At 38.0% G+C, this 26,168-nt stretch carries 23 protein-coding genes; all 23 read left to right on the forward strand.

The features are described 5' to 3' along the window. The first annotated feature begins 126 nt into the window (after positions 1 to 126). The 23 genes from AN957_RS11470 (at position 127) to AN957_RS11580 (ending at position 26,156) form a co-directional block, all read left to right on the forward strand. Entirely contained in the window at positions 127 to 663 is a 537-nt protein-coding gene (locus tag AN957_RS11470; protein WP_156319103.1) for a hypothetical protein, read from the forward strand. Between the two features lie 150 nt (positions 664 to 813). After that, complete coding sequence (gene rpsB, locus AN957_RS11475) at positions 814 to 1,515, forward strand: 30S ribosomal protein S2 (protein ID WP_053475690.1); 702 nt, start codon at positions 814 to 816, stop codon at positions 1,513 to 1,515. A gap of 135 nt (positions 1,516 to 1,650) precedes the next feature. Beyond that, positions 1,651 to 2,532: a translation elongation factor Ts gene (gene tsf, locus AN957_RS11480; protein WP_053475691.1), complete on the forward strand. Its 882-nt coding sequence runs from the start codon at positions 1,651 to 1,653 to the stop codon at positions 2,530 to 2,532. Between the two features lie 158 nt (positions 2,533 to 2,690). After that, complete coding sequence (gene pyrH, locus AN957_RS11485; RefSeq protein ID WP_053475692.1) at positions 2,691 to 3,416, forward strand: UMP kinase; 726 nt, start codon at positions 2,691 to 2,693, stop codon at positions 3,414 to 3,416. Next, the gene (frr, locus tag AN957_RS11490; protein ID WP_053475693.1) at positions 3,416 to 3,973 is read left to right on the forward strand and encodes a ribosome recycling factor; all 558 of its coding nucleotides are present in this window, start codon (positions 3,416 to 3,418) and stop codon (positions 3,971 to 3,973) included. Before pyrH ends, frr begins: the two co-directional genes overlap by 1 nt. A 407-nt stretch (positions 3,974 to 4,380) precedes the next feature. After that, complete coding sequence (locus AN957_RS11495) at positions 4,381 to 5,157, forward strand: undecaprenyl pyrophosphate synthase (RefSeq protein WP_053475694.1); 777 nt, start codon at positions 4,381 to 4,383, stop codon at positions 5,155 to 5,157. Between the two features lie 19 nt (positions 5,158 to 5,176). Continuing rightward, complete coding sequence (locus AN957_RS11500) at positions 5,177 to 5,965, forward strand: phosphatidate cytidylyltransferase (protein ID WP_053475695.1); 789 nt, start codon at positions 5,177 to 5,179, stop codon at positions 5,963 to 5,965. A gap of 183 nt (positions 5,966 to 6,148) precedes the next feature. Beyond that, a complete protein-coding gene (locus tag AN957_RS11505) occupies positions 6,149 to 7,291 on the forward strand; it encodes a 1-deoxy-D-xylulose-5-phosphate reductoisomerase (RefSeq protein ID WP_056684186.1) in 1,143 nt (380 codons plus the stop codon). Positions 7,292 to 7,402: 111 nt separating this feature from the next. Continuing rightward, complete coding sequence (gene rseP, locus AN957_RS11510; protein WP_053475697.1) at positions 7,403 to 8,665, forward strand: RIP metalloprotease RseP; 1,263 nt, start codon at positions 7,403 to 7,405, stop codon at positions 8,663 to 8,665. A 78-nt stretch (positions 8,666 to 8,743) separates the two neighbouring features. Next, on the forward strand, positions 8,744 to 10,447 hold the full coding sequence (locus AN957_RS11515) for a proline--tRNA ligase (RefSeq protein ID WP_053475698.1): 1,704 nt from the start codon (positions 8,744 to 8,746) through the stop codon (positions 10,445 to 10,447). Positions 10,448 to 10,609: 162 nt separating this feature from the next. Then, complete coding sequence (locus AN957_RS11520; RefSeq protein WP_056684189.1) at positions 10,610 to 14,932, forward strand: PolC-type DNA polymerase III; 4,323 nt, start codon at positions 10,610 to 10,612, stop codon at positions 14,930 to 14,932. A gap of 233 nt (positions 14,933 to 15,165) precedes the next feature. Continuing rightward, the gene (gene rimP / locus AN957_RS11525) at positions 15,166 to 15,639 is read left to right on the forward strand and encodes a ribosome maturation factor RimP (RefSeq protein ID WP_172797704.1); all 474 of its coding nucleotides are present in this window, start codon (positions 15,166 to 15,168) and stop codon (positions 15,637 to 15,639) included. A gap of 71 nt (positions 15,640 to 15,710) precedes the next feature. Continuing rightward, a complete protein-coding gene (nusA, locus tag AN957_RS11530) occupies positions 15,711 to 16,838 on the forward strand; it encodes a transcription termination factor NusA (protein WP_053475701.1) in 1,128 nt (375 codons plus the stop codon). Positions 16,839 to 16,853: 15 nt separating this feature from the next. Beyond that, complete coding sequence (gene rnpM / locus AN957_RS11535; protein WP_056684192.1) at positions 16,854 to 17,129, forward strand: RNase P modulator RnpM; 276 nt, start codon at positions 16,854 to 16,856, stop codon at positions 17,127 to 17,129. A gap of 5 nt (positions 17,130 to 17,134) precedes the next feature. Then, positions 17,135 to 17,437, forward strand: a complete 303-nt coding sequence (locus AN957_RS11540; RefSeq protein ID WP_053475703.1) for a YlxQ family RNA-binding protein — start codon at positions 17,135 to 17,137, stop codon at positions 17,435 to 17,437. Positions 17,438 to 17,456: 19 nt separating this feature from the next. Continuing rightward, positions 17,457 to 19,682, forward strand: a complete 2,226-nt coding sequence (gene infB / locus AN957_RS11545) for a translation initiation factor IF-2 (RefSeq protein ID WP_053475704.1) — start codon at positions 17,457 to 17,459, stop codon at positions 19,680 to 19,682. Next, a complete protein-coding gene (locus tag AN957_RS11550; RefSeq protein WP_053475705.1) occupies positions 19,679 to 19,960 on the forward strand; it encodes a DUF503 domain-containing protein in 282 nt (93 codons plus the stop codon). Before infB ends, AN957_RS11550 begins: the two co-directional genes overlap by 4 nt. A 16-nt stretch (positions 19,961 to 19,976) precedes the next feature. Then, complete coding sequence (gene rbfA / locus AN957_RS11555; protein ID WP_053475706.1) at positions 19,977 to 20,342, forward strand: 30S ribosome-binding factor RbfA; 366 nt, start codon at positions 19,977 to 19,979, stop codon at positions 20,340 to 20,342. A 75-nt stretch (positions 20,343 to 20,417) separates the two neighbouring features. Next, positions 20,418 to 21,353, forward strand: a complete 936-nt coding sequence (gene truB / locus AN957_RS11560; RefSeq protein ID WP_053475707.1) for a tRNA pseudouridine(55) synthase TruB — start codon at positions 20,418 to 20,420, stop codon at positions 21,351 to 21,353. A gap of 18 nt (positions 21,354 to 21,371) precedes the next feature. Beyond that, positions 21,372 to 22,322 (forward strand): bifunctional riboflavin kinase/FAD synthetase, encoded by a 951-nt coding sequence (gene ribF / locus AN957_RS11565; RefSeq protein ID WP_056684195.1) that lies wholly within the window; start codon positions 21,372 to 21,374, stop codon positions 22,320 to 22,322. 122 nt (positions 22,323 to 22,444) lie between these two features. Then, positions 22,445 to 22,714: a 30S ribosomal protein S15 gene (rpsO, locus tag AN957_RS11570; protein WP_053475709.1), complete on the forward strand. Its 270-nt coding sequence runs from the start codon at positions 22,445 to 22,447 to the stop codon at positions 22,712 to 22,714. 200 nt (positions 22,715 to 22,914) lie between these two features. Further along, complete coding sequence (gene pnp, locus AN957_RS11575; protein WP_053475710.1) at positions 22,915 to 25,035, forward strand: polyribonucleotide nucleotidyltransferase; 2,121 nt, start codon at positions 22,915 to 22,917, stop codon at positions 25,033 to 25,035. A gap of 167 nt (positions 25,036 to 25,202) precedes the next feature. Further along, positions 25,203 to 26,156 carry a polysaccharide deacetylase family protein gene (locus AN957_RS11580; protein WP_053475711.1) on the forward strand — a complete coding sequence of 318 codons (954 nt, stop codon included), beginning with the start codon at positions 25,203 to 25,205 and terminating at the stop codon, positions 26,154 to 26,156. The last annotated feature ends 12 nt before the right edge of the window (positions 26,157 to 26,168 follow it).

Raw genomic sequence — 26,168 nt, forward strand, 5'->3', positions numbered from 1 at the left:
AGGGATTGTATGACCACTTTTTTGTTATTATTTAGTTTGTTTTTAAATGTTTTAGCTATCTTCGCAATTATCATCTTATTTCTTCGCCAAAATCGTCTGTTACAGGTGGAAAGAAAGCAAGAGAAAATGATTTCTGATATGGAAGAGGTAATATCTACCTACTTGCTGCAAATGAAAGAAGAAAACGAAGCATTTATTGAAAGAGTAAAGAATATGGAGCTTGGATCTGCTCCAATAAATGAAATCGATTCGAAAAAAAATAATTCTTATAACGAGGCAAAAGATAGAGGCAACAGGGCAATTCAAGAGGAAGATTCTAATAAAATACATCTCCAAAGCCGAATCGGAAAAGTTACTGCATTTAAAGCAGCAAGTGTTTATAAACAAAATGCACATGCAGCTGCCATGGATATAGATAGTAAGGCTCAAAAAAAAAATGAAGATCATTCTGTGAAATTGCCCTCACTTGAGAAAAATGATGATGAAATCCTAAAAAATATGAAAGTAACTTTTAATTCAACAAACCATTTACAAGAGGATTCGTTATTACAGCAAGTACTCGACTTGAAAGAACAAGGATTTACGGAAGATAAAATAGCACAAAAACTGAATAAAGGTAAAACAGAGATTGAACTGTTGTTAAAATTCCAAAGCAATCAATAGAAAAAACTTGAATGTATATTATTATTATGATATATTAACAAATGGTGTTAATACACACGCTTATTGATTTAATCGGATGGTGCTGGAAAGTCAGTTTCTGATTAAAAATGATCTAAGCGGAGGAAATCAAACCATTAGGAGGAAACACACATGTCAGTAATTTCAATGAAGCAATTGCTTGAAGCTGGTGTACATTTTGGACACCAAACTCGCCGTTGGAACCCTAAAATGAAAAAATATATTTTTACAGAGCGTAACGGCATCTACATCATCGACCTTCAAAAAACAGTTAAAAAGGTTGAAGAAGCTTATAACTTTGTTAAGGAACTTGCTGGTAACGGCGGTACGATCCTTTTCGTAGGAACAAAGAAGCAAGCACAAGACTCTGTTAAAGAAGAAGCTATCCGTTCTGGTCAGTACTATGTTAACCAACGCTGGTTAGGTGGTACATTAACAAACTTTGAAACAATCCAAAAGCGTATTTCACGTCTAAAAGATATCGAAAGAATGTCTGAAGATGGTACTTTCGAAGTGCTTCCTAAAAAAGAAGTTGTTCAATTGAAAAAAGAGCAAGAGCGCTTAGAAAAATTCTTAGGCGGAATCAAAGATATGAAGGGTCTTCCTGACGCTTTATTTATCATCGATCCTCGTAAAGAGCGCATTGCTGTTGCAGAAGCACATAAATTAAACATTCCGATCGTTGGTATCGTTGATACAAACTGTGATCCAGATGAAATCGATGTTGTTATCCCTGCAAATGATGATGCAATTCGTGCTGTTAAACTATTAACAGGTAAAATGGCAGATGCGATTCTTGAAGCAAAACAAGGTGAAGAAGTAACAACTGCTTAAGTTGGACATTGAAAAAGGTGATAAGAGGGAGCCCCTTTATCACCTTTTTTTAAAGAATAAGCAAAAGACAGTTTTTTGGTCATGTATATTTGGTAATGATATAACTACATATTCAATTATAAGGAGGATTTCATAATGGCAATTACTGCACAAATGGTTAAGGAACTACGCGAAAAAACAGGCGCAGGTATGATGGATTGTAAAAAAGCGCTTCAAGAAACTGATGGTGATTTGGAAAAAGCAATCGATTTTCTTCGTGAAAAAGGAATCGCTAAGGCTGCTAAAAAAGGTGACCGTATTGCTGCGGAAGGGCTAACTTCTGTTAAAGTTGAAGGGAATTCTGCGGTTATTCTTGAAGTAAACTCTGAAACAGATTTCGTTTCAAAAAATGAAGGATTCCAAACTTTAGTTAAGGAATTAGCAGATCACTTACTTGCAAATAAACCAGCATCTGTTGAAGAAGCTGCTGCTCAAACAATGGCAAATGGGGCTACTGTTGAAGCTCACATTAATGCTGCTATTGCGAAAATTGGTGAAAAACTAAGCTTGCGTCGTTTTGAAGTGAAAACAAAGGCAGATAATGATGCTTTTGGTGCATACTTACACATGGGTGGACGTATTGGCGTATTAACAGTACTTGAAGGAACAACTGATGAGGATGCTGCGAAAGACGTGTCTATGCATATCGCTGCACTTAATCCTAAATATGTTTCTCGTGACGAAGTTTCTCAAGAAGAAGTTGAGCGTGAGCGTGAAGTTTTAACTCAACAAGCTCTTAACGAAGGAAAACCTGAAAATATCGTTGCGAAAATGGTTGAAGGCCGTCTAAGCAAATATTTTGAGGATGTTTGTGTAAACGATCAAGCTTTCGTTAAGAACCCTGATCAAAAGGTTGGGAAATTCGTTGAATCAAAAGGCGGGAAAATCCGTGAGTTTGTACGCTTTGAAGTAGGAGAAGGTATTGAAAAGCGTGAAGATAACTTTGCTGAAGAAGTTATGAGCCAAGTTAAAAAGTAATTTCTGCTCATACATTTATAAGAATAAATTACAACTAGAAATTGTTATTTCAGGGAACACTTTGTGTTCCCTGTTTTTCAAGACTAAATAAGTTCAATAAATGTTTAGCTACAGTGCTGCATGTGCTTAGCTTTTCTATATTACATATGGAGGTTCTTATGAGCAGCCCAAAATATAAACGTGTTGTTTTAAAGTTAAGCGGAGAAGCTTTAGCAGGGGAGCAAGGTTTTGGAATTAATCCTGCTGTTATAAAGTCGGTAGCATTACAGGTCAAAGATTTAGCCCAATTAGGTGTAGAAGTAGCTGTCGTTGTTGGCGGTGGAAATATCTGGCGCGGAAAGATTGGGGAAGAAATGGGTATGGACAGAGCAAATGCAGACTATATGGGGATGCTTGCAACAGTCATGAACTCATTAGCACTACAGGATAGTTTAGAACAATTAGGTGTTGAGACGAGAGTGCAAACATCTATTGAAATGAGACAAGTGGCTGAACCTTATATTCGCAGAAAGGCGATTCGTCATCTTGAGAAAAAACGTGTCGTTATCTTTGCTGCTGGTACAGGCAATCCTTATTTCTCAACAGATACAACAGCTGCACTAAGAGCAGCGGAAATTGAAGCAGAAGTTATATTAATGGCGAAAAACAATGTCGACGGCGTGTATTCAGCAGATCCGCGGATCGATAAAAATGCGAAAAAATATGATCAGCTTTCCTATCTTGATGTAATTAAAGAAGGTTTAGCTGTTATGGATTCTACAGCATCGTCCTTATGTATGGATAATGATATTCCATTAATTGTGTTTTCAATAATGGAGCAAGGAAATATTAATCGTGCAGTAATGGGTGAACCAATTGGAACAATTGTAAGGGGGAAAAAATAATGCCAAAACAAGTTATTGCCAATGCAAAGGAAAGAATGACGAAAGCGATCCAAGCATATACTCGCGAGCTTGCAAGTATTCGTGCAGGCAGAGCTAATGCATCATTGCTTGATAGAATTACGGTTGATTATTATGGTGCTCCTACACCGGTTAATCAATTAGCAGGGATTTCAGTTCCAGAAGCACGCCTGCTTGTTATTCAACCATACGATAAATCTATTCTTGGTGAAATTGAAAAAGCCATCTTGAAATCTGATATCGGTTTAACTCCTTCAAATGATGGAAGTATCATACGACTTTCTATTCCTCAACTAACAGAGGAGCGAAGAAAAGATCTCGTAAAACTTGTGAAAAAAGAATCTGAAGAGGCAAAAGTTGCCATTCGTAATGTGCGACGCGATGCAAATGATGATTTAAAGAAACTTGAGAAGAACGGTGAAATCACGGAAGATGATTTACGCGGTTACTCAGATGATATCCAAAAGCTAACTGATGAGCAGATCAATAAAATTGATTCAATCACAAAAGATAAAGAAAAAGAAATTCTTGAAGTTTAAAAAAATAATTGTGAATAGAAATAGCGACCCTCTATCTATAGGGGGTTTTTTTACTCTAACCCCTTGAATAATGAGATCGGTAATAAAATCAGATGTATTATTCTTATTTATTACAAATGTACATATTCTTTTTATAGAGATATCTTTCTTTATTTTTGGTATGATATTATCATGCAGAAATAGGGTTGATTTTTTTACAAGAGATTGAATTGGCGCGAGTACTTATTTTTCTTATATTCAAGAGTGTTTTGTCTAGCTACAGCGCCTACACCTGACTTAGAGGTCAGGTGTGAGGAAAGCTCCTTAGAGTAAGCATCAAAGGAACAATCTGTACTTTGATTGTTCCGAAGGCGCTTTCGCTTTTTTAATCGGAGGGTAAGATTAACCTATCTTAAAGGAGCAGTCTTATGTTAAATAAAATAAAACGATGGAAGAATCAAAGCAGCTCTTCCGAACTCCGAGAAAGAATGTTGAAAATTCAAGAACTCCAAATTCCTTCGCATATAGCAATTATTATGGATGGCAATGGCAGATGGGCAAAAAAGAGAGCTTTGCCAAGAATAGCTGGGCACCATGAAGGAATGAAGGTAGTTCGAAAAATTACGAGATTAGCAAATCAAGTTGGCGTGAAGGCGTTGACTCTTTATGCGTTCTCTACAGAAAATTGGAAACGTCCAAAACTGGAAGTGGAGTACCTTATGAAGCTCCCAGAGGAGTTTCTAGGATCTTTTCTTCCAGAGCTGGTTGAAGAAAATGTGAAAGTGATCATGATGGGTGACAAAGAAATGCTGCCTTCTCACACAAGAAATGCGATTGAGAGAGCAATGGAGGATACGAAGGACAACACTGGTTTAATATTAAATTTTGCTTTAAACTATGGAAGCCGCTCTGAAATCATTGAAGGGATCAAGGAAGTCTTAAAAGATTGCAAAAATGGTATAATAGATGAGAATGAGTTAAATGAAGATATTTTTTCTTCTTATTTAATGACTAAAGGATTAAATGATCCAGATCTTTTAATTCGTACGAGTGGTGAAATCCGCCTAAGCAACTTTATGCTCTGGCAGCTAGCTTATACGGAATTTTGGTTTACTGATGTGCTTTGGCCTGATTTTGCAGAAGACCATTTTATTGAAGCAATTGAGGTTTTTCAAAACAGGCAAAGGCGTTTTGGAGGAGTTTAACAAAGGTGTTGAAAATTAGATGAAGCAAAGAATTATTTCAGCGATTGTATTTGGTGCAATTTTCCTCCCAGTTGTTATTATTGGAGGAATGCCAGTTGTCATACTAGCCTACTTGTTGGCATCGATTGCACTTTATGAACTATTAAAAATGCGCAAACTAAATATTATCTCTGTGCCAGGGATCATATCATTATTGTTGTTATGGATATTTCTTCTTCCAAATCAATTTCAGGCTCTGCTGAATATCATCCATTTTACAAAAATTGAGTTTGCTTTGCTTGCTGTATTATTATTCTTAACTTATACAGTAGTAACGAAAAATAGGTTTACTTTTGATGATGTAGCATTTTCTATTTTAGCTACATTATACGTTGGAATCGGTTTTTATTATTTCATTGAAACAAGGGAAGAAGGATTAATCTTTATTTTCTTCTCGCTGTTTATCATTTGGGCAACAGATTCAGGAGCCTATTTTATTGGCCGAGCTATAGGGAAAAAGAAGCTATGGCCTGAGATCAGCCCGAACAAAACAATAGAGGGATCTATAGGAGGAGTTTTCTGTGCGCTTATCGTAGCCGTTCTATTTCTCCTATTCACAAATATTCCGGCATCACTATTTCAACTGCTACTCATCACTGTCGTCTTATCTGTTTTTGGACAAATTGGTGATCTAGTTGAATCGGCATTAAAGCGGCATTATGATGTAAAGGATTCTGGGAAAATTATGCCAGGTCATGGCGGTATATTAGATCGATTTGACAGTTTATTATTTGTATGGCCGCTCATTCATTTTATTTATTTATTTTAAGAAAAGCGGAAGTGCCTTGATCATCGCTGTACAAACTGGAAGGACCGCGACTTATCAGAGGGAGGGGACCTGAAGTTTGATAGGTGATAGGCGCTGGAGTTAGACATTCGCTAACTTTAAAGTTGTACCTTTACTCATAAAAAAATGAAATGTCTTTCTTTTTCCAACAGGAGATGAATTGAATTGAAGTATATTAGTTTAATGGGGGCAACCGGATCAGTCGGCACCCAAACTTTGGACGTCATTAAAGAACATCCATCTGAATTTAAGCTTACTGCTATTTCGGTGGGAAGAAATATTGAGCTAACGAGAAAAATTATTAAGGAATTCAAGCCGGAGCTTGTTTCGGTTGCGGAAGAATCTTTAGTAACTAACCTAAAAGCGGAATTTCCAGGGACCCACTTTACTTATGGAAGAGATGGACTTATTGAAGTGGCTGTTTATCATAAAGCTGATGTTCTTGTTAATGCAGTTTCTGGGAGTGTTGGGCTTACTCCGACATTAGAAGCTATTAAGGAGAAAAAAACAATTGCCATAGCGAATAAGGAGACACTTGTAACAGCTGGTCATCTTGTCATGGAAGAGGCTAAGCGCAATAATGTTTCCTTGCTTCCTGTAGATAGTGAGCATTCTGCTATTTTTCAAGCATTACAAGGCGAGAAAGAAAAAAACATTGAAAAATTAATTATAACTGCATCAGGTGGCAGCTTCAGAGATCGCACACGGGAAGAATTGCGAAATGTTACGCTTGAGGATGCTTTAAATCATCCAAACTGGTCGATGGGAGCAAAAATTACTATTGATTCGGCAACAATGATGAATAAAGGATTAGAAGTAATTGAAGCACACTGGTTATTTTCAATTCCCTATGACAAAATTGATGTATTATTGCATAAGGAAAGTATTATACATTCAATGGTAGAGTTTCATGATAGCAGCATAATCGCTCAACTAGGAACACCGGATATGAGAGTTCCTATTCAGTATGCACTTACATATCCTGATAGATTGATCCTTCAGACTGCTAAACGTCTTAATTTAGCAGAGATCGGAAAGCTGCATTTTAGAAAGATGGATTTGGAACGTTTCCGCTGCTTACGTTTTAGCTTTGAAGCTGGTAAGGCGGGCGGAACAATGCCTACTGTACTAAATGCGGCTAATGAAGCAGCAGTTGCCGCATTTCTAGATGGAAAAGTCTCTTTCCTGCAAATTGAAGATCTAATAGAAAAAGCTTTGAACAAGCATAATAACATCTCAAATCCTGGACTCATTGAAATTCAGGAAGTAGACGAAGAAACGAGAAAATATGTAAACTCACTTTTATAAAGATAAGTTTCATCAACTAAGGGGGAAAAATATCTCTTTAGCTGTTGAAGCTAGATAGCTCTCTAACTCAGAAAAGATAATTTTCTTATCTTTTAAAAAGGTGGTAATAAATTGAGTACAGTTATAGCTTTTATTGTTATATTTGGGGCCCTCGTATTTTTTCATGAATTAGGCCATTTTGTGTTTGCAAAACGTGCTGGAATTCTATGTAGAGAATTTGCCATTGGCTTCGGTCCTAAAATCTTTTCTCATAAAAAGGGAGAAACAACTTATACCATTCGACTGCTTCCTATAGGCGGCTTTGTTCGTATGGCTGGGGAAGATCCAGAAATGATAGAGATTAAACCAGGCTATCGCATTGGCTTATTATTTAATGAGAAAGATGAAGCGAATAAAATAATTTTAACAAACAAAGAGAAATATCCGAATGCAAGAGTTGTCGAGGTTGAGCATGCAGATATTGAGCATGAATTAGTTATAAAGGGATATGTTGAAGGGGATGAAGAGGAGAAGCTGCAATCTTTTCCTATTAGTGCAAATGCCGTTTTAGTAGAGAATGGAACGGAAACACTGATTGCTCCTTATGATAGACAATTTGCCTCAAAAACTCTTTTGCAAAGAACGATGGCTATTTTTGCAGGTCCGATGATGAACTTTATTCTTGCCTTCGTCATATTTATTTTGATTGGCATATTGCAAGGGATCCCAACTGATAATCCTGTTCTTGGAAAGCTAACGGATGATGGCGCGGCAATGGAAGCAGGTTTGAAAGAGGGAGACAATATTCAAAGTGTCAATGGTGCTGAAATATCAAGCTGGTCAGATGTAGTGGAAATCATCCGTAAAAATCCTAATAAAGAATTGCAATTCTCACTTGAACGAGATGGCAAAGAACTGCAGTTGCCTGTAACACCAAAGGTTCAAGAAGCCGATGGGGAAAAGATTGGTATAATAGGCGTATTCCAGCCCATGGAGAAATCACCTATAAAAGCCATTTCTCATGGTGCCAAAGAAACATACCTTTGGACAAAAGAAATTTTTGTCATGTTAGGTAAGCTAGTGACTGGACAGTTTTCTATCGATGCTCTTTCAGGTCCAGTAGGCATTTATGTTTCTACTGATACTGTGGCAAAGTCTGGAATATTCTATTTAATGAAATGGGCAGCAATTTTGAGCATTAACCTTGGAATCATGAACTTATTGCCAATTCCCGCATTGGACGGAGGAAGACTCATGTTCTTTGCAGTTGAAGCAGTAAGAGGAAAGCCGATCGATCGCCATAAAGAGGGAATGGTTCATTTTATTGGATTTGCCCTTTTAATGCTGTTAATGCTTGTAGTTACATGGAACGATATCCAAAGATTTTTCCTATAATAATTTCCCTTTAGGGTCTTACTCCATTAAGGATTTGACCCTATATTTTTTATTAATTAATAATAGAGGTGTTATTTGATGAAACAAAGTATGACGCTTATTCCTACATTAAGAGAAGTGCCAGCAGATGCAGAGATAAAAAGCCACCAATTATTATTGAGAGCAGGTTTTATCCGTCAAAATGCAAGTGGGATCTATAGCTATTTGCCATTAGCTCAGAAAGTATTAAGAAAAATTGAAACGATTGTACGAGAAGAAATGGATCAAGCAGGTGCGGTTGAGTTATTAATGCCAGCTATGCAAGCGGCTGAACTGTGGCAGGAATCAGGCCGATGGTATACATATGGACCTGAGCTTATGAGATTGAAGGATCGTCATGAGCGTGATTTTGCTTTAGGAGCCACTCATGAGGAAGTTATAACAAGCCTCATTCGTGATGAAATCAAGTCATATAAAAAATTACCTCTTGCCTTATATCAAATTCAAACAAAGTTCAGAGATGAAAAACGCCCTCGTTTTGGAATTTTGCGCGGCAGGGAGTTTATTATGAAGGATGCATACTCCTTCCATTCTTCTCAGACTAGTCTCGATGAGATGTATGATAAGCTTTATCAGGCGTATACAAATATTTTTACTCGCTGTGGACTAAATTTCCGTGCTGTTATTGCAGATTCTGGTGCAATGGGCGGGAAGGATACACATGAATTCATGGTATTATCTGAAATCGGTGAAGATACGATTGCTTATTCTGATACATCTAATTATGCAGCGAATATTGAAATGGCACCGGTTATTAATACATATGAAAAAAGCAACGAGGTACAACAAGAATTACAAAAGGTGAAAACAGAAAATAAAAAAACGATTGATGAAGTATCTGCTTTTCTTAATGTAACGAAAAAACAATGTATTAAATCATTGCTATTTAAAGTGGATGACAAGCATGTTTTAGTATTAGTACGTGGGGACCATGAGGTAAATGATATCAAGCTGAAAAATTTGTTTGAAGCAGCAGAGGTTGAACTTGCGGGTGCTGAGGAAACAAAAAATATACTTGGCTGCTCATTTGGCTCACTCGGACCGGTTGGTGTGGATTCAGTTGAAATAATTGCTGACCATGCAATCGTAGGATTAGTAAATGCAGTATGTGGAGCAAATGAAGAGGATATCCACTATATAAATGTCAATCCAGAACGTGATTTCAAAGTAACAAAATATGAAGATCTTCGTTTTATTCAAGAAGGAGATCTTTCACCAGATGGAGAGGGAACGATACTCTTTGCCAAGGGGATTGAAGTCGGACATATCTTTAAATTAGGTACCCGCTATAGTGAAGCGATGGGTGCAACTTACTTGGATGAAAACGGAAGAAACCAACCGATGATTATGGGCTGCTACGGTATCGGTGTTTCACGTGTTATGGCAGCGATTGTTGAACAGTATAATGATGAGAATGGACTTGTTTGGCCAACTGATATTTCTCCGTATGATATCCACCTTATTCCTATTAATATAAAAGACGAATCACAAGCAGTTCTTGCAGAAGAACTATATGTTCAGTTAAAGAAGGGCGGCAGAGATGTATTAATGGATGACCGCCAAGAAAGACCCGGAGTGAAATTTGCTGACTCAGATTTAATTGGTTTGCCGATACGTATTACAATTGGAAAAAAAGCAGCTGAAGGAATAGTAGAAGTAAAGGTTCGTAAGTCAGGTGAAATGCAAGAGGTTCACAGAGATCAGCTTATGGAAACCATTACGCAACTTTTAGAAACACTTTAATCAATTATCGGATTCCTATTATGGGAATCCTTTTTTGTTAGAGAAATATTCCTTACTTGAAGTGGTTATAACACCTGCAAGGTTATGTTATAATTATCAAAGTCTAAAGAAGTCTTTAAGGAAAAAGATAGATAGAAATATATATAGATGGGAGAGAGAAAGATGGAGAATGCCCTAGGCAACAAAGAGCGTTTCCAACTCTTGCTCCAACAGCTGAATTTAACAGATGATGTGATTGTACAGCAATTTCAACAGGCTGAAATTAATAAAGTAGTGATAGAAAAAAAGGCGAAAAAATGGCACTTCTATTTTAACTTTGAGGCAATTTTACCATTTCGTTATTTTAGCCTTTTTTCAACACAATTGGAAAAGACCTTTTCACACATAGCGAATGTTTCTTTTACAATTCACGTAAATAATAAGCAGTTTACTGATCAATTAGTTTTAGATTACTGGCAATATTCTATTCAAGAGATGGAGGGAATGGCTCCTCCGCTTATTAAGCTTTTAAATGAACAAATTCCATCCGTACATGGAAATAAAATCATTATCAGTGTGAGAAATGAAACGGAAGGTTTATCCATTAAAAGGAAATATGCGGGACAAATTAGTCATGTATTTGAAACCTTCGGATTTCCTTCTTTAGTGATTGATACGGAAATTTCAAATGAAGCGGCGAATGAAGAATATCAAAAGTTTATTGAGGCGAAGGAAAAAGAGGATCAGGAGCGAGGACTTCAGGCGTTAATTGATATGCAGAAGAAAGAAGCCGAAGCTGACTCACAAGATGCTGCAGTTCTCCAAGGTCCGCTGATGATTGGTTTAACAATCAAAGATGATGCGGATTTTCGGAAACTCATTGATATTGTTGATGAAGAACGCCGTGTTGCGATTGAAGGATATGTTTTTGCAGCTGAAACGAGAGAGCTTCGTAGTGGAAGAACATTGCTAACCTTTAAAATAACAGATTATACGAGCTCCATTCTAGTTAAAATGTTTTCCCGCGACAAGGAAGACGCGGCATTATATCAGCATGTTCAAAAAGGAATGTGGCTAAAAGTGCGTGGCAGCGTCCAAAATGACACCTTTGTTCGCGATCTTGTCATGATCGGGAATGATATTAACGAAATCAAGCCATTTCAAAGAAAAGACACAGCCCCTGAAAATGAAAAGCGTGTGGAGTTGCATCTGCATACGCCGATGAGTCAAATGGATGCAGTTTCATCGGTTAGCACACTCATTGGACAAGCAAAAAAATGGGGCCATAAGGCTATTGCAATAACAGACCATGCTGTCGTTCAATCATTTCCAGAAGCATTTGGTGCTGGAAAGAAAAATGATATCAAGATCTTATATGGAGTTGAAGTAAATCTAGTAGATGATGGAGTACCGATCGCATATAACAGCACACATCGGTTATTAAGTGAGGATACGTATGTTGTCTTTGACGTTGAAACAACAGGTTTATCAGCAGTATATGATACGATCATCGAACTTGCAGCCGTAAAAATCCGCGATGGAGAAATAATTGACCGTTTTGAATCGTTTGCAAATCCACACCACCCACTCTCTGCAACAACGATTAACTTAACTGGTATTACAGATGATCTAGTTGAAAATGCTCCAGAGGTTGAGGAAGTACTAAAGGATTTCCATGAATGGACTGGTGACGCGATATTAGTAGCACATAATGCATCTTTTGACATGGGTTTTCTCAATGTCGGCTATAAGAAAATCAATCTAGGCAAAGCTCCTAATCCAGTCATTGATACTCTTGAACTTGCGCGTTTTCTTTATTCAGATATGAAGAACCACCGATTGAATACGCTCGCAAAGAAATTTGATATTGAATTAACACAGCATCACCGAGCGATCTATGATGCAGAAGCAACTGGTTATCTGCTATTGAAAATGTTAAAGGATGCAGCTGAAAAGGGAATTGAGTATCACGATCAATTTAATGATAATATGGGTCAGGGAAATGCGTATCAACGTGCAAGACCTTATCATTGTACAGTGCTAGCACAAACAGAGGCAGGCTTGAAAAATCTATTTAAGCTTGTATCTATTTCTCACCTTAATTACTTCTATCGTGTACCAAGAATTCCGAGGTCCCAGCTTCAAAAATACCGTGAAGGTCTTTTAGTAGGATCTGGGTGCGATAAGGGTGAAGTGTTTGAGGGAATGATGCAGAAGTCACCTGAAGAGGTGGAAGAGACGGCACAATTCTATGATTATATTGAGGTTCATCCGAAGGAAGTATACGCACATTTGTTGGAACTTGAATTAGTTCGAAATGAAAAAGCGTTGGAGGATATTATTGGAAAAGTTGTCCAGCTTGGTGAAAAGTTAGGTCTCCCTGTTGTGGCGACAGGGAATGTCCATTACCTAAATCCTAATGACAAAATTTACAGAAAAATTCTTATTAATTCACAGGGTGGAGCGAATCCATTAAATCGCCATAAGCTCCCGGATGTCCATTTTCGAACAACAAATGAAATGCTCGATGCTTTCAAATTTTTAGGAGCGGAGAAAGCACGTGAAATAGTTGTTGAGAATACAAATAAAATTGCAGATATGATCGATGAGATTAAACCGATTAAAGATGATTTATATACGCCAAAAATTGAAGGCGCAGATGATGAAATGCGCAATATGAGCTATAACATGGCTAGAAGCATTTATGGAGAAAATTTGCCTGAAATTGTCGAAGCTCGTTTGGAAAAGGAATTAAAAAGTATCATTGGGCATGGATTTGCCGTTATCTATTTGATCTCACATAAGTTAGTAAAAAAATCATTAGATGATGGCTATCTGGTTGGTTCACGTGGATCTGTCGGTTCATCACTTGTTGCAACAATGACAGAAATAACAGAGGTGAATCCGCTCCCACCACACTATGTCTGCCCTGAGTGTAAGCATTCGGAATTCTTCAATGATGGTTCAGTCGGATCTGGTTATGATCTCCCTGATAAGGATTGTCCAGAATGTGGTGCGACTTATAAGAAGGATGGGCATGACATTCCATTTGAAACTTTCCTTGGGTTTAAAGGGGATAAAGTACCTGATATCGACTTGAACTTCTCGGGTGAATATCAGCCGCGTGCACATAATTACACGAAGCAACTTTTCGGTGAAGATTACGTTTATCGTGCAGGAACGATAGGAACTGTTGCCGATAAAACGGCATTTGGCTATGTAAAAGCGTATCAGCAAGATAACAATCTTCAATTAAGGGGAGCAGAAATTGACAGACTCGCGTCTGGCTGTACAGGTGTCAAAAGGACGACGGGGCAGCACCCTGGGGGAATCATTGTTGTTCCTGATTACATGGATATTTTTGATTTCTCGCCGATACAATTCCCTGCTGATGATAAAAATTCAGAATGGAAGACCACACATTTCGATTTCCATTCCATTCATGACAATCTGCTAAAGCTTGATATACTCGGGCATGATGATCCAACAGTGATCCGGATGCTTCAAGATTTAAGTGGAATAGATCCGAAAACAATCCCTACGGATGATCCAGAAGTAATGAAAATATTTAGTGGGACTGAGTCCTTAGGTGTAACAGAAGAGCAAATCATGTGTAAAACAGGAACGCTTGGCATTCCGGAATTTGGCACGAGATTCGTACGGCAAATGTTAGAGGATACGAAGCCTACTACTTTTTCAGAGCTTGTGCAAATCTCTGGTCTCTCACACGGTACGGATGTTTGGCTAGGGAATGCACAGGAGCTCATTCATAATAGAATATGTACTTTGAGTGAAGTAATTGGCTGCCGTGATGATATAATGGTGTATTTAATCTATCAAGGATTGGAGCCTGCCTTTGCATTTAAAATTATGGAATCTGTCCGTAAAGGTAAAGGTTTAAGTGATGAGATGGAAGAAGAAATGAGAAAGAATGAAGTGCCGGAATGGTATATTGATTCATGTAAAAAAATCAAATATATGTTCCCTAAGGCGCATGCCGCTGCATATGTGTTAATGGCCGTTCGGATTGCTTATTTTAAGGTTCATCACCCGCTTCTATATTATGCTGCATATTTTACTGTTCGTGCAGAGGATTTTGATGTCGATGCAATGGCAAAAGGATCTCAAGCCATTCGCTCATTAATTGACGATATTAATGCAAAAGGGCTGGATGCTTCTAATAAGGAAAAGAACCTACTAACCGTGATGGAGCTTGCGCTTGAAATGAGTGAGCGTGGATTTAAATTTAAGAAGGTAGATCTCTATCGATCGAGTGCAAATGAATTTATTATTGATGACGGGTCGCTAATCCCACCATTTAATGCGATTCCTGGACTTGGCACAAATGCGGCAATCAACATAGTGAAAGCAAGGGAAGAAGGCGAATTCCTTTCGAAGGAGGACCTTCAGCAACGCGGAAAGTTGTCAAAAACAATCATTGAGTATCTGGATAACCATGGATGCTTAGAATCATTGCCAGAACAAAACCAGCTTTCCTTATTTTAATTAAAAAGAAGCACAAGAAATCGTTTGAAAACCTTGAAATGACAGCAATTCCATTTGCATAAAAAAATTGGTTATGGTATAGTTTTAATGGAAATACTATTTATAACTCTCGTAAAAGAAGAGTGGGGCAACCCACTCTTTCGTGTTGTGTACGCTTTTTTTTGGTCTAGACCGTTTGAATCTCTACTAATAAGAAAACAACGCGAGGTTAAGATTGTTGATAAAGGAGGGATATTATGAGCAAAGTGACTGAAACGGTTGAAGAATTAGTCACTCCTATTTTAGATGAACTCAATTTAGAATTAGTTGATATTGAATACGTAAAAGAAGGAAGAGATTGGTTTCTTCGGATATTTATCGATAAGGAAACAGGTGTCGACATTGAAGAATGCGGACTCGTCAGTGAACAATTAAGTGCCAAGCTTGATGAAGTTGACCCCATTCCTTACAACTATTTCTTAGAGGTTTCATCACCGGGAGCTGAACGCCCTCTTAAAAACGAAAAGGATTTTACAAAAGCAATTGGCAAAAATGTTTTTATTAAGACGTATGAGCCCATCGATGGGGAAAAAACATTTGAAGGAATTCTTACACAGTTTGATGGTCAAACCGTATCGGTAGAAATCAAAATTAAAACGAGAAAAAAAACTGTGGATATTCCATATGAAAAAGTAGCCAATGCTCGTTTAGCAGTGGTTTTTTCATAATCAGCTATTAAATCTGGAAGAAAAATAATGTCTAGCGCTTACGCTTTTCTAATAAGGGGGATAAATGTTTCATGAGCAGTGAATTGTTGGATGCTCTGACCTTGCTTGAGAAAGAAAAAGGGATTTCACGAGAAGTGATTATTGAGGCAATTGAGGCAGCACTTGTTTCTGCATACAGAAGAAATTTTAATCAAGCTCAGAACGTTCGAATAGATTTAAATCTTGGCAGTGGTATGATGAGGGTCTTTGCGCGTAAAGAAGTGGTTGATGAAGTATTTGATCCTAGACTTGAAATTTCGATTGAAGATGCCCGTAAATTGAATCCTAATTACCAAATAGAAGACATCGTAGAATTAGAAGTGACACCGAAGGATTTTGGCCGAATTGCGGCACAGACAGCAAAACAAGTTGTTACACAGCGTGTGAGAGAGGCAGAAAGAGGAATTATCTATTCTGAATTTATTGACCGTGAAGAAGATATTATGACTGGAATTGTTCAACGGCAAGATTCCAAATTTATTTACGTTAGCCTTGGAAAAATCGAAGCAATTCTTCCTGCTAATGAACAAATGCCTAATGAACATTACAAACCTCATGATCGTATTAAAGTATTTATTACGAAGGTTGAAAAGACAACAAAAGGTCCGCAAATATTTGTATCAAGAACACATCCTGGACTTTTGAAAAGACTTTTTGAAATTGAAGTTCCAGAAATTTATGATGGAACAGTTGAAATTAAATCAGTTGCACGTGAAGCAGGCGATCGTTCGAAAATATCTGTCCATTCTGATAATGAAGAGGTAGATCCAGTAGGCTCATGTGTTGGACCAAAAGGTACAAGGGTTCAAGCCGTTGTCAATGAGCTTAAAGGGGAAAAAATTGATATTGTCAAATGGTCGCAGGATCCGGTTGTTTTCGTAGCGAATGCTTTAAGCCCATCAAAAGTATTAGATGTTATTGTGAATGAGGAAGATAAAGCAACAACCGTCATCGTTCCTGATTATCAACTCTCACTTGCAATTGGGAAACGCGGTCAGAATGCACGTTTAGCAGCAAAACTGACAGGCTGGAAAATTGATATTAAATCAGAGACGGATGCAAGAGAGTCTGGCATTTATCCAAGAGAAGAAACATTATTAAATTACGATGATAATGATTTCGGGGATGAAGATTTTGATCTATCGGATGATATGGAATAACAGAGGTGAATGAGCGTGAACAATCGTAAAAAAGTTCCCATGCGTAAATGTGTCGCAACCGGTGAAATGAGACCGAAAAAAGAACTCGTTCGCATCGTTCGCTCAAAAGAAGGAGAAGTATCGGTCGATCTAACCGGGAAAAAATCCGGGCGTGGTGCTTATCTTTCAAAAGAGGAAGAAGCAGTGATGCTTGCAAAGAAGAAAAATGTATTAGCCAATCATTTAGAAGTGAAAATAGAGGAGTCTATTTATGATGAACTTCTTGAGCTAATAGAGAAAGAGAAACGATAATCCATATGAGTATAAATCAATGGATGTCATTGCTTGGCTTAGCAAATCGGGCACGGAAAGTTACTTCGGGTGAAGAACTTACTATCAAAGAAATTAGAAACGGTAAAGCGAAGCTCATATTGCTATCTGCAGACGCTTCTATTAACACAGCAAAAAAAGTGACAGATAAGTGTAAATCCTATCATGTACCATACAAGCTTGTTGAGAATCGGGAGATACTTGGTCATGCGATCGGAAAAGAAGCCCGTGTTGTCGTAGCGGTATTAGATGATGGATTTGCCAAAAAGCTGAAGTCGTTGCTCGATTAATTCCAGCGGGGGTGAAAGTATGAGTAAAATGCGCGTTTACGAATATGCAAAAAAACAAAATGTTTCAAGTAAAGATGTCATAACGAAATTAAAAGATATGAATATTGAGGTTTCTAATCATATGACAACAATTGAAGCGGCTGCCGTTCAAAAATTGGACGGAATCTATGGCAAGAAGGAAGAGAAGCAACCTCAAATGCAGAATAAACAATCAAACACACAACAGAAACCACAGCAAAATGGACAAGTGAAAACGAATAATTCTGCAGATAATGGAAATCATTCATCTGCAAACAAAGGTACTTCTTCTAAGCCAGCAGCAAAAATGGCAGGCCAGGGTAACCAATCGAGAGAAAATAAACCTTTCAATAAAAATAATAACAATCAAAGAGGCAACAACTTTAACAACAATAATAGAAATAAAAACAAAAATAATAAAGGCAAGCAGCAGCAAGCACCTGTTACACCTGCTCCTAAGAAGGTTAAGGAATTACCAGCAAAAATTACCTTTACTGAATCCTTGACTGTTGCCGAGCTAGCGAAAAAGCTGTACCGTGAACCATCCGAAATAATTAAAAAGTTATTTATGCTTGGTGTGATGGCGACAATCAATCAGGATCTAGATAAAGATGCGATTGAATTAATTGCTAGTGAGTATGGGGTAGAAGTTGAAGAAGAAGTAATTATTGATACAACAGATTTAGAAGTGTATTTCACTAATGATGATGATGGAGATTTAGTGGAACGTCCTGCTGTTGTAACAATCATGGGACACGTAGATCACGGGAAAACAACAACATTGGATTCCATTCGTAATACAAAGGTAACTGCTGGTGAAGCTGGAGGAATTACCCAGCATATTGGTGCTTATCAAGTTGAAGAAAATGGAAAGAAGATTACATTTTTAGATACTCCGGGACATGCTGCGTTTACAACCATGCGTGCTCGTGGTGCTCAAGTGACCGATATTACCATTCTTGTCGTTGCAGCGGATGACGGGGTAATGCCGCAGACAATTGAAGCAATCAACCATGCAAAAGCTGCAGAAGTACCAATTATTGTAGCGGTTAATAAAATGGATAAAGAAGCAGCAAATCCTGACAGAGTGATGCAAGAATTGACTGAATATGGATTAGTTCCCGAAGCTTGGGGCGGGGATACTATTTTTGTACCTATAGCTGCCTTAAAAGGGGAAGGTATTGATAACCTGCTTGAAATGATTCTGCTAGTTAGCGAAGTAGAAGAATACAAAGCGAATCCAAATCGTAACGCTGTAGGTACGGTTATTGAAGCTCAATTAGATAAAGGCCGCGGTTCAGTTGCAACCCTGCTTGTTCAAAATGGAACATTAAAAGTGGGAGATCCAATTGTTGTAGGGAATACTTTCGGACGTGTTCGTGCGATGGTCAATGATTTAGGCCGTCGTGTGAAGACAGCCGGTCCTTCGACTCCTGTTGAAATTACTGGGCTTAATGAAGTTCCGCAAGCTGGAGATCGCTTCGTTGTATTAGATGATGAGAAAACAGCTCGTCAAGTTGGTGAGTCACGTGCACAACAAGCATTACAAGCACAGCGTAGTGAAAAAACGCGTGTAAGCTTAGATAACCTGTTTGAACATATGAAACAAGGGGAAATGAAAGAGCTTAATCTTGTTGTGAAGGCAGACGTACAAGGATCTGCAGAAGCATTAACAACAGCATTACAGAAAATTGATGTAGAAGGCGTAAATGTACGTATTCTGCATACCGGTGCGGGTGCAATTAATGAGTCTGATATTACCCTTGCCGCTGCTTTTAATGCGATTGTCATCGGGTTCAATGTTCGCCCTGATATTAATGCGAAACGTGCAGCTGATACAGAAGGTGTAGAAATCCGTTTACACCGCATTATCTATAAAGTTATCGAAGAAATTGAATTGGCTATGAAAGGAATGCTTGATCCAGAATTTGAAGAGAAAATTATTGGCCAAGCAGAAGTTCGTCAAACGTTCAAAGTATCAAAAGTTGGTACTATTGCAGGATCCTATGTTATCGACGGGAAAATTACCCGTGACAGTGGCATCCGTCTAATTAGAGATGGCATTGTAGTCTTTGAAGGGGAAATTGATGCATTAAAACGTTTTAAAGATGACGCGAAGGAAGTAAACCAAGGCTATGAATGTGGTGTAACCATTAAAAACTTTAATGATGTAAAAGAAGGAGACATTATTGAAGCGTTTATTATGCAGGAGATTGAGCGTAAATGATCATTGGCTTAGCAGCCTGTGAATGTATCATTTATGATGCACATTCTTTGAAAGAAAAACGAGCAGTTTTGCTGCGTATTCTCACCCGATTGAAGCAGAAATTTAATATTTCTGTTTCAGAGGTGGATTTTCAGGATGTGTGGCAACGGACAAAAATAGCGATCGTTGCCGTCTCCTCCTCTAAGGTAACAACGGAACATGAATTACAGAATGCCCTTACGTTCATTGATTCTTTTCCGGAAATCGAACGGACAATAACAGACATTGAGTGGCTTTAAGAAGAGGTGAATATAAATGAGCCTTAGAGCAAATAAAGTTGGAGAACAAATGAAAAAGGAATTAGGCGAAATAATTGGCCGAAAAATTAAAGACCCTCGGGTAGGGTTTGTGACAGTAACTGATGTTCAGGTTACTGGAGATCTCCAACAAGCAACCGTATTTATTTCAGTTCTCGGTGATGATGAGCAAAAGGAAAACACGCTTAAAGGCTTAGCGAAAGCAAAGGGCTTTATTCGTTCAGAAATTGGACAGCGTATCCGCTTGCGAAAAACACCTGAAATTTTCTTTGAATTCGATGAATCTATTGATTATGGTAATCGAATTGATACATTGCTCCATCAAATTCATGATGAAGAGCGTTCGAAAGAGAATGAGGATTGAAAGTGAGTAACTACTTTTAATGGATAGACATTCGTCTATCCATTTTTTTGAATAAAAATGAATGGAGGTATCGGTTTGGAAGGAATATTGCCTTTACTTAAACCAAAAGGATTGACTTCTCATGATTGTGTATTTAAGTTGCGCAAAATCTTAAAAATGAAACGAATTGGTCATACAGGAACTCTTGACCCCGATGTGACAGGGGTTCTTCCGATTTGTTTAGGAAGAGCGACTAAAGTGGCTGAATACATAACAGATGCTGGAAAGTCATATGAGGGAGAGGTTACAATTGGCTTTTCAACAACGACAGAGGATGCTTCCGGTGATATTGTAGAAAAAATAAAAGTGAAAGAATCTTTTTCAAGAGAAAAGATATTAGCTGTTTTAAAGACATTGACTGGAGAAATTACACAAACGCCACCGATGTACTCTGCTGTAAAAGTGAATGGGAAGCGCCTTTATGAATATGCAAGACAAGGAATAGAAATTGAGAGGCCTTCAAGATCTGTCATGATTTATTCCATAGAACTCCTGGACGAGCGAACAACTTTTACCGGGGATCCGATACGCTTCCGCTTTCGTGTTTCTTGCAGCAAAGGAACATACATCCGGACGTTAGCTGTGATGATTGGCGATGAACTCGGCCTTCCTGCACATATGTCTGAGCTTGTTCGGATTCAGTCTGCATCTTTTGCCATTTCTGATTGCTTATCATTAGAAGATATTGAAAGAGAAGTAGAGACTGGGACTCTTTCTGAAAAGATCTATCCATTAGAAACAGCCCTTTCTCATTTGCCGAAATATAGGATAAATGATACAGTAGCTAAGAAAGTAAAAAACGGGGCTGTTTTAAACATTCCTGAGCAATTAAAAGACACAAAGGGGCCAATTGTGCTTGAAACAGGAGAAGGCATGGCACTAGCAATATACGAACATCATCCCCAAAAGCAAGGTGTGATGAAGCCGGCTAAAGTTTTAAGAAATGAATCACAAGAAGAAGGCTCTAAATAGAAAAAAGGTGAACGATCAATGGAAGTTATATCAATCGAACATCCACATCAACTAGAAAAAATAGATTTTCCTGAATTAGTTATAGCACTTGGATATTTTGATGGCGTCCACTTAGGACATCAAGAAGTGATCTTCCAAGCAAAAAAAATGGCGATGGAAAAAGGAATGAAGAGTGCAGTAATGACCTTTGATCCTCATCCGTCCGTTGTTCTAGGAAAAAGCGTCAAGCATATTGAATATATTACGCCACTTAAAGCCAAGATGCAGCTGCTTATAGAATTAGGCATCGATTACTTATTTGTTGTCCATTTTTCTAAGGATTTTGCTCATTTATTGCCGCAAGAGTTTGTCGATCAATATATAATTGGGCTTAATGTCCAGCATGTAGTTGCAGGATTCGACTATTCCTATGGCAGAATGGGAAAGGGGACAATGGAAACATTGCCATTTCATTCACGGGATCAATTTAGTTATACAGTTGTTCCTAAACTGACAAATAATAATGAAAAGGTCAGTTCCACATTAATTCGTTCCTTGCTTCGCGAAGGGAAAATGGAAGAATTGCCTCAGCTGTTAGGCAGAAATTATCAAACAACAGGCATTGTCATTCATGGGGACAAGCGTGGCCGTACAATTGGTTTTCCAACTGCAAATATACAATTAACAGGCGATTATATCATCCCTCCACTCGGAGTTTATTGTGTTCGTTTTTTTGTAAATGGCAATTGGCATGAAGGGGTATGCAATGTCGGTCATAAACCAACATTTAAAAATCAGACAGTTGGTCTTCCATCAATTGAAGTCCATATTTTTGATTTCGACCAAGAGATATACGGTCAAGAGGCTACAATTGAATGGCATTTGCATTTAAGGAAAGAGCAAAAATTCTCTGGTGTGGATGAACTTGTGGCACAAATTGAGGAAGATAAACAAAATGCTCTGCATTACTTTGAAAAAAACAAGGTTTAGCCTTGCTTTTTGTCATAAAAAGTTGTATTCTTATAAACGTATTAAATGAACCTTTGCTTGGCATGTCGAGTCACCGACGCTTGCTCAGTAAATGGGGATTGATAAATTAGGAGGTGAAACGGATGGCAATCACTAAAGAACGTAAAAATGAACTAATCAATGAGTTTAAAACTCATGAGAGCGATACTGGTTCTCCAGAAGTTCAAATCGCTGTCCTTACAGAAGAAATTAACACATTGAACGAGCATTTACGTACACATAAGAAAGATCACCACTCACGTCGCGGTCTTTTGAAAATGGTAGGTAAACGTCGTAACCTTTTAACTTACCTACGTAACAAAGATGTTCAACGTTACCGTGAGTTAATCAATAAACTAGGCTTACGTCGATAATTAGAAAAGCGGGATTTATCCCGCTTTTTTATTAGCTTTAAAAAGAACACATGTTTACATACATAAACGAGCATTTTAACTAGTGGAAAAAGTGTACATACTATGAATGCGTATGATTTCATACTTAACATGTTTATTTTCATTTTATAATAGTAAGGGTGTACAGCCTTTAAAGTATACGATAGAGAGGGGTTACGAAAATGGTGCAAGATAAGCATACCTATTCCATAGATTGGGCTGGGCGCAAATTAACCGTAGAGATCGGCCAATTAGCGAAGCAAGCGAATGGAGCGGTGTTAGTCCGCTATGGAGATACGGCTGTTCTAAGTACAGCTACAGCATCAAAAGAACCAAAGAATTTAGATTTCTTTCCTTTAACTGTGAATTACGAGGAACGTCTATATGCAGTTGGTAAAATACCAGGAGGCTTTATTAAAAGAGAAGGTCGTCCGAGTGAAAAAGCCATTTTAGCAAGCCGGTTAATTGACAGACCTATTCGTCCGTTATTTGCAGATGGATTCCGTAACGATGTTCAAGTTGTTAGCATGGTTATGAGTGTTGATCAGGATTGCTCTTCAGAAATGGCAGCAATGTTCGGATCTTCCTTAGCATTATGTGTTTCAAATATTCCGTTCGAAGGTCCAATTGCTGGTGTAACTGTAGGAAGAATAGATGGGGAATTCATTATTAATCCTTCTGTTGAACAAACAGAAAAAAGTGATATCCATTTAGTCGTTGCAGGTACAAAGGATGCCATTAATATGGTTGAAGCTGGAGCGATGGAAGTACCTGAAGAAACCATGCTTGAAGCGATTATGTTTGGTCACGAAGAGATTAAACGTTTAATTACTTTCCAAGAAGAGATTGTTGCTGAAATTGGTAAGGAAAAAATGGAAATCGTTTTATATCAGGTAGATCCTGAATTAGAAGCTGAAGTACGAGGCATTTGTGAGAAGGATATGATTGTTGCTATCCAAGTGCAGGAAAAGCATGCACGTGAAGCAGCTATTAAAGTTGTAAAAGATGGAATCATTGCTAAATATGAAGAGCAAGAAGCAGACGAAGACAAGATCAAACAAGTAAAGCAAATTCTTGATAAAATTGTAAAAGGTGAAGTACGCCGCTTGATTACAGAAGATAAGATCCGTCCTGATGGACGTGGCTTAGATGTGATTCGACCTTTATCTTCAGAAGTTGGATTGCTGCCACGTACACATGGTTCAGGACTATTCACTCGCGGACAAACACAGGCACTCAGCATTTGTACATTAGGTGCACTTGGCGATGTTCAAATTCTTGATGGACTGGGAATTGAAGAAGAAAAGCGCTTCATGCACCACTATAATTTCCCTAACTTTAGCGTAGGGGAAACTGGTCCAATCAGAGGTCCAGGCCGTCGTGAAATAGGTCACGGTGCTTTAGGAGAGCGTGCATTAGAGCCAGTTATTCCTTCAGAAAAGGATTTCCCATATACAGTACGTCTCGTTTCTGAAGTATTAGAATCAAATGGTTCTACTTCTCAGGCAAGTATATGTGCAAGTACATTAGCGATGATGGATGCTGGGGTTCCAATTAAAGCACCTGTAGCTGGGATTGCAATGGGCCTCATTAAGTCAGGTGAACACTATTCTATTTTAACGGATATTCAAGGAATGGAAGACCATTTAGGAGATATGGACTTTAAAGTGGCTGGTACGGCAAAAGGGGTAACAGCACTACAAATGGATATTAAGATTGAAGGACTTTCGCGTGAAATTTTAGAGGAAGCACTTCAGCAGGCGAAAAAAGGACGTATGCAAATCTTAGATTCAATGCTGAGCACGCTTGAACAGCCGCGTGTAGAGCTTTCAAAGTATGCACCAAAAATCCTGACAATGGCAATTAATCCAGATAAGATTCGTGATGTGATTGGACCTAGTGGAAAGCAAATTAATAAGATTATTGAAGAAACTGGCGTAAAAATTGACATTGAGCAAGATGGAACGGTCTTTATTTCATCTACTAATGAAGAAATGAATCAAAAAGCGAAGAAAATCATTGAGGATATTGTTCGTGAAGTGGAAGTTGGACAAATGTATCTAGGTAAAGTAAAACGAATTGAAAAGTTCGGTGCATTTGTTGAGATTTTCAATGGAAAAGATGGCCTTGTACATATTTCTGAGCTTGCTGAGGAACGTGTAGGGAAAGTGGAAGACGTTGTTTCTATAGGGGACGAATTACTTGTTAAAGTAACAGAAATTGATAAACAGGGACGTGTGAATTTATCACGTAAAGCAGTTCTTAGAGAACAGCGTGAACAAGCAGAAAAAGCTGAAAAGTAATGGTGTGAATATGAAAGTCAGGAGTCCACTCCTGGCTTTTTGTATGTCTATCACTGTAAAAATTTCGTGTTTTAAAAATAAGCAAATATTGCATACTAGATAGTGAGGACTTAGGCGTTCTACCTTGTCCCTTCAAAACATACTGTTAAGTGAAGGAGGCTGTAAGGATGAGAAAGGTGACTCACTTTGCCGTTATTTGTTTATTTGCTTTTTTGCTCGTGAATAATCCATTTACAACTCAATATGTTTTTGGTTTAAGGTCTGAATCTGAAAGTGTGGTTAAGCATAAAGATTCATTATATACTGAAATTGTAAACAAATCAGCTGATTATTATATACCTCCACAGGATGCGATCATTGATCGTGTGTGGAAAGCAATCCCTGGATTGAATGGACTAGAAGTGGATTTAGAAGCCTCTTATAAAAAAATGAAGTCTAAAGGTAAATATGATAAAGACAAATTAGTCTTCAAGCAAATTAAACCGAAAATAAATATCAGTGATTTGCCGCCAAGCCCGATTTATAAGGGCCATCCAGATAAAAAAATGGTTAGCTTTATCATTAATGTGGCTTGGGGAAATGAATATTTACCAGATATTCTTGCAACTCTGAAAAAGCATCATATATCAGTAAGTTTTTTTTTAGAGGGGAGATGGGTACAAAATAACCCCGATTTAACAAAAATGATTTATGATGCTGGACATGAAGTGGGGAATCATTCCTATACTCACCCGGAAATGGCAAAAATTTCTCCTGAAAAGACAAGAGCAGAAATTCTAAAGACAAATGAGGTCATTAAAGCTATCACGGAAAAGCCAGTCCAATGGTTTGCACCTCCGAGCGGAAGCTATAGAGACGAAACTGTCCAAATTGCCGCACAAGAAAACCTTGGAACGGTAATGTGGACGGTTGATACGGTTGACTGGAAAAAGCCTACACCTGATCAATTAATCCAGCGTGTAATGAGTAAAGTGCATAACGGTGCATTAATTTTAATGCATCCTACAGATTCAACAGCAAAGTCTCTTGATCGTTTAATTACGCAAATTAAACAAAGGAATTTGCAAATAGGAACGGTTTCTGACGTTTTAAATACTGAGCGGACGATGGAAAAAAGATAAATAATTGTTTTA

The sequence above is a fragment of the Cytobacillus solani genome (assembly GCF_001420595.1).
GTDB classification, from domain to species: Bacteria; Bacillota; Bacilli; order Bacillales; family Cytobacillaceae; genus Cytobacillus; species Cytobacillus solani.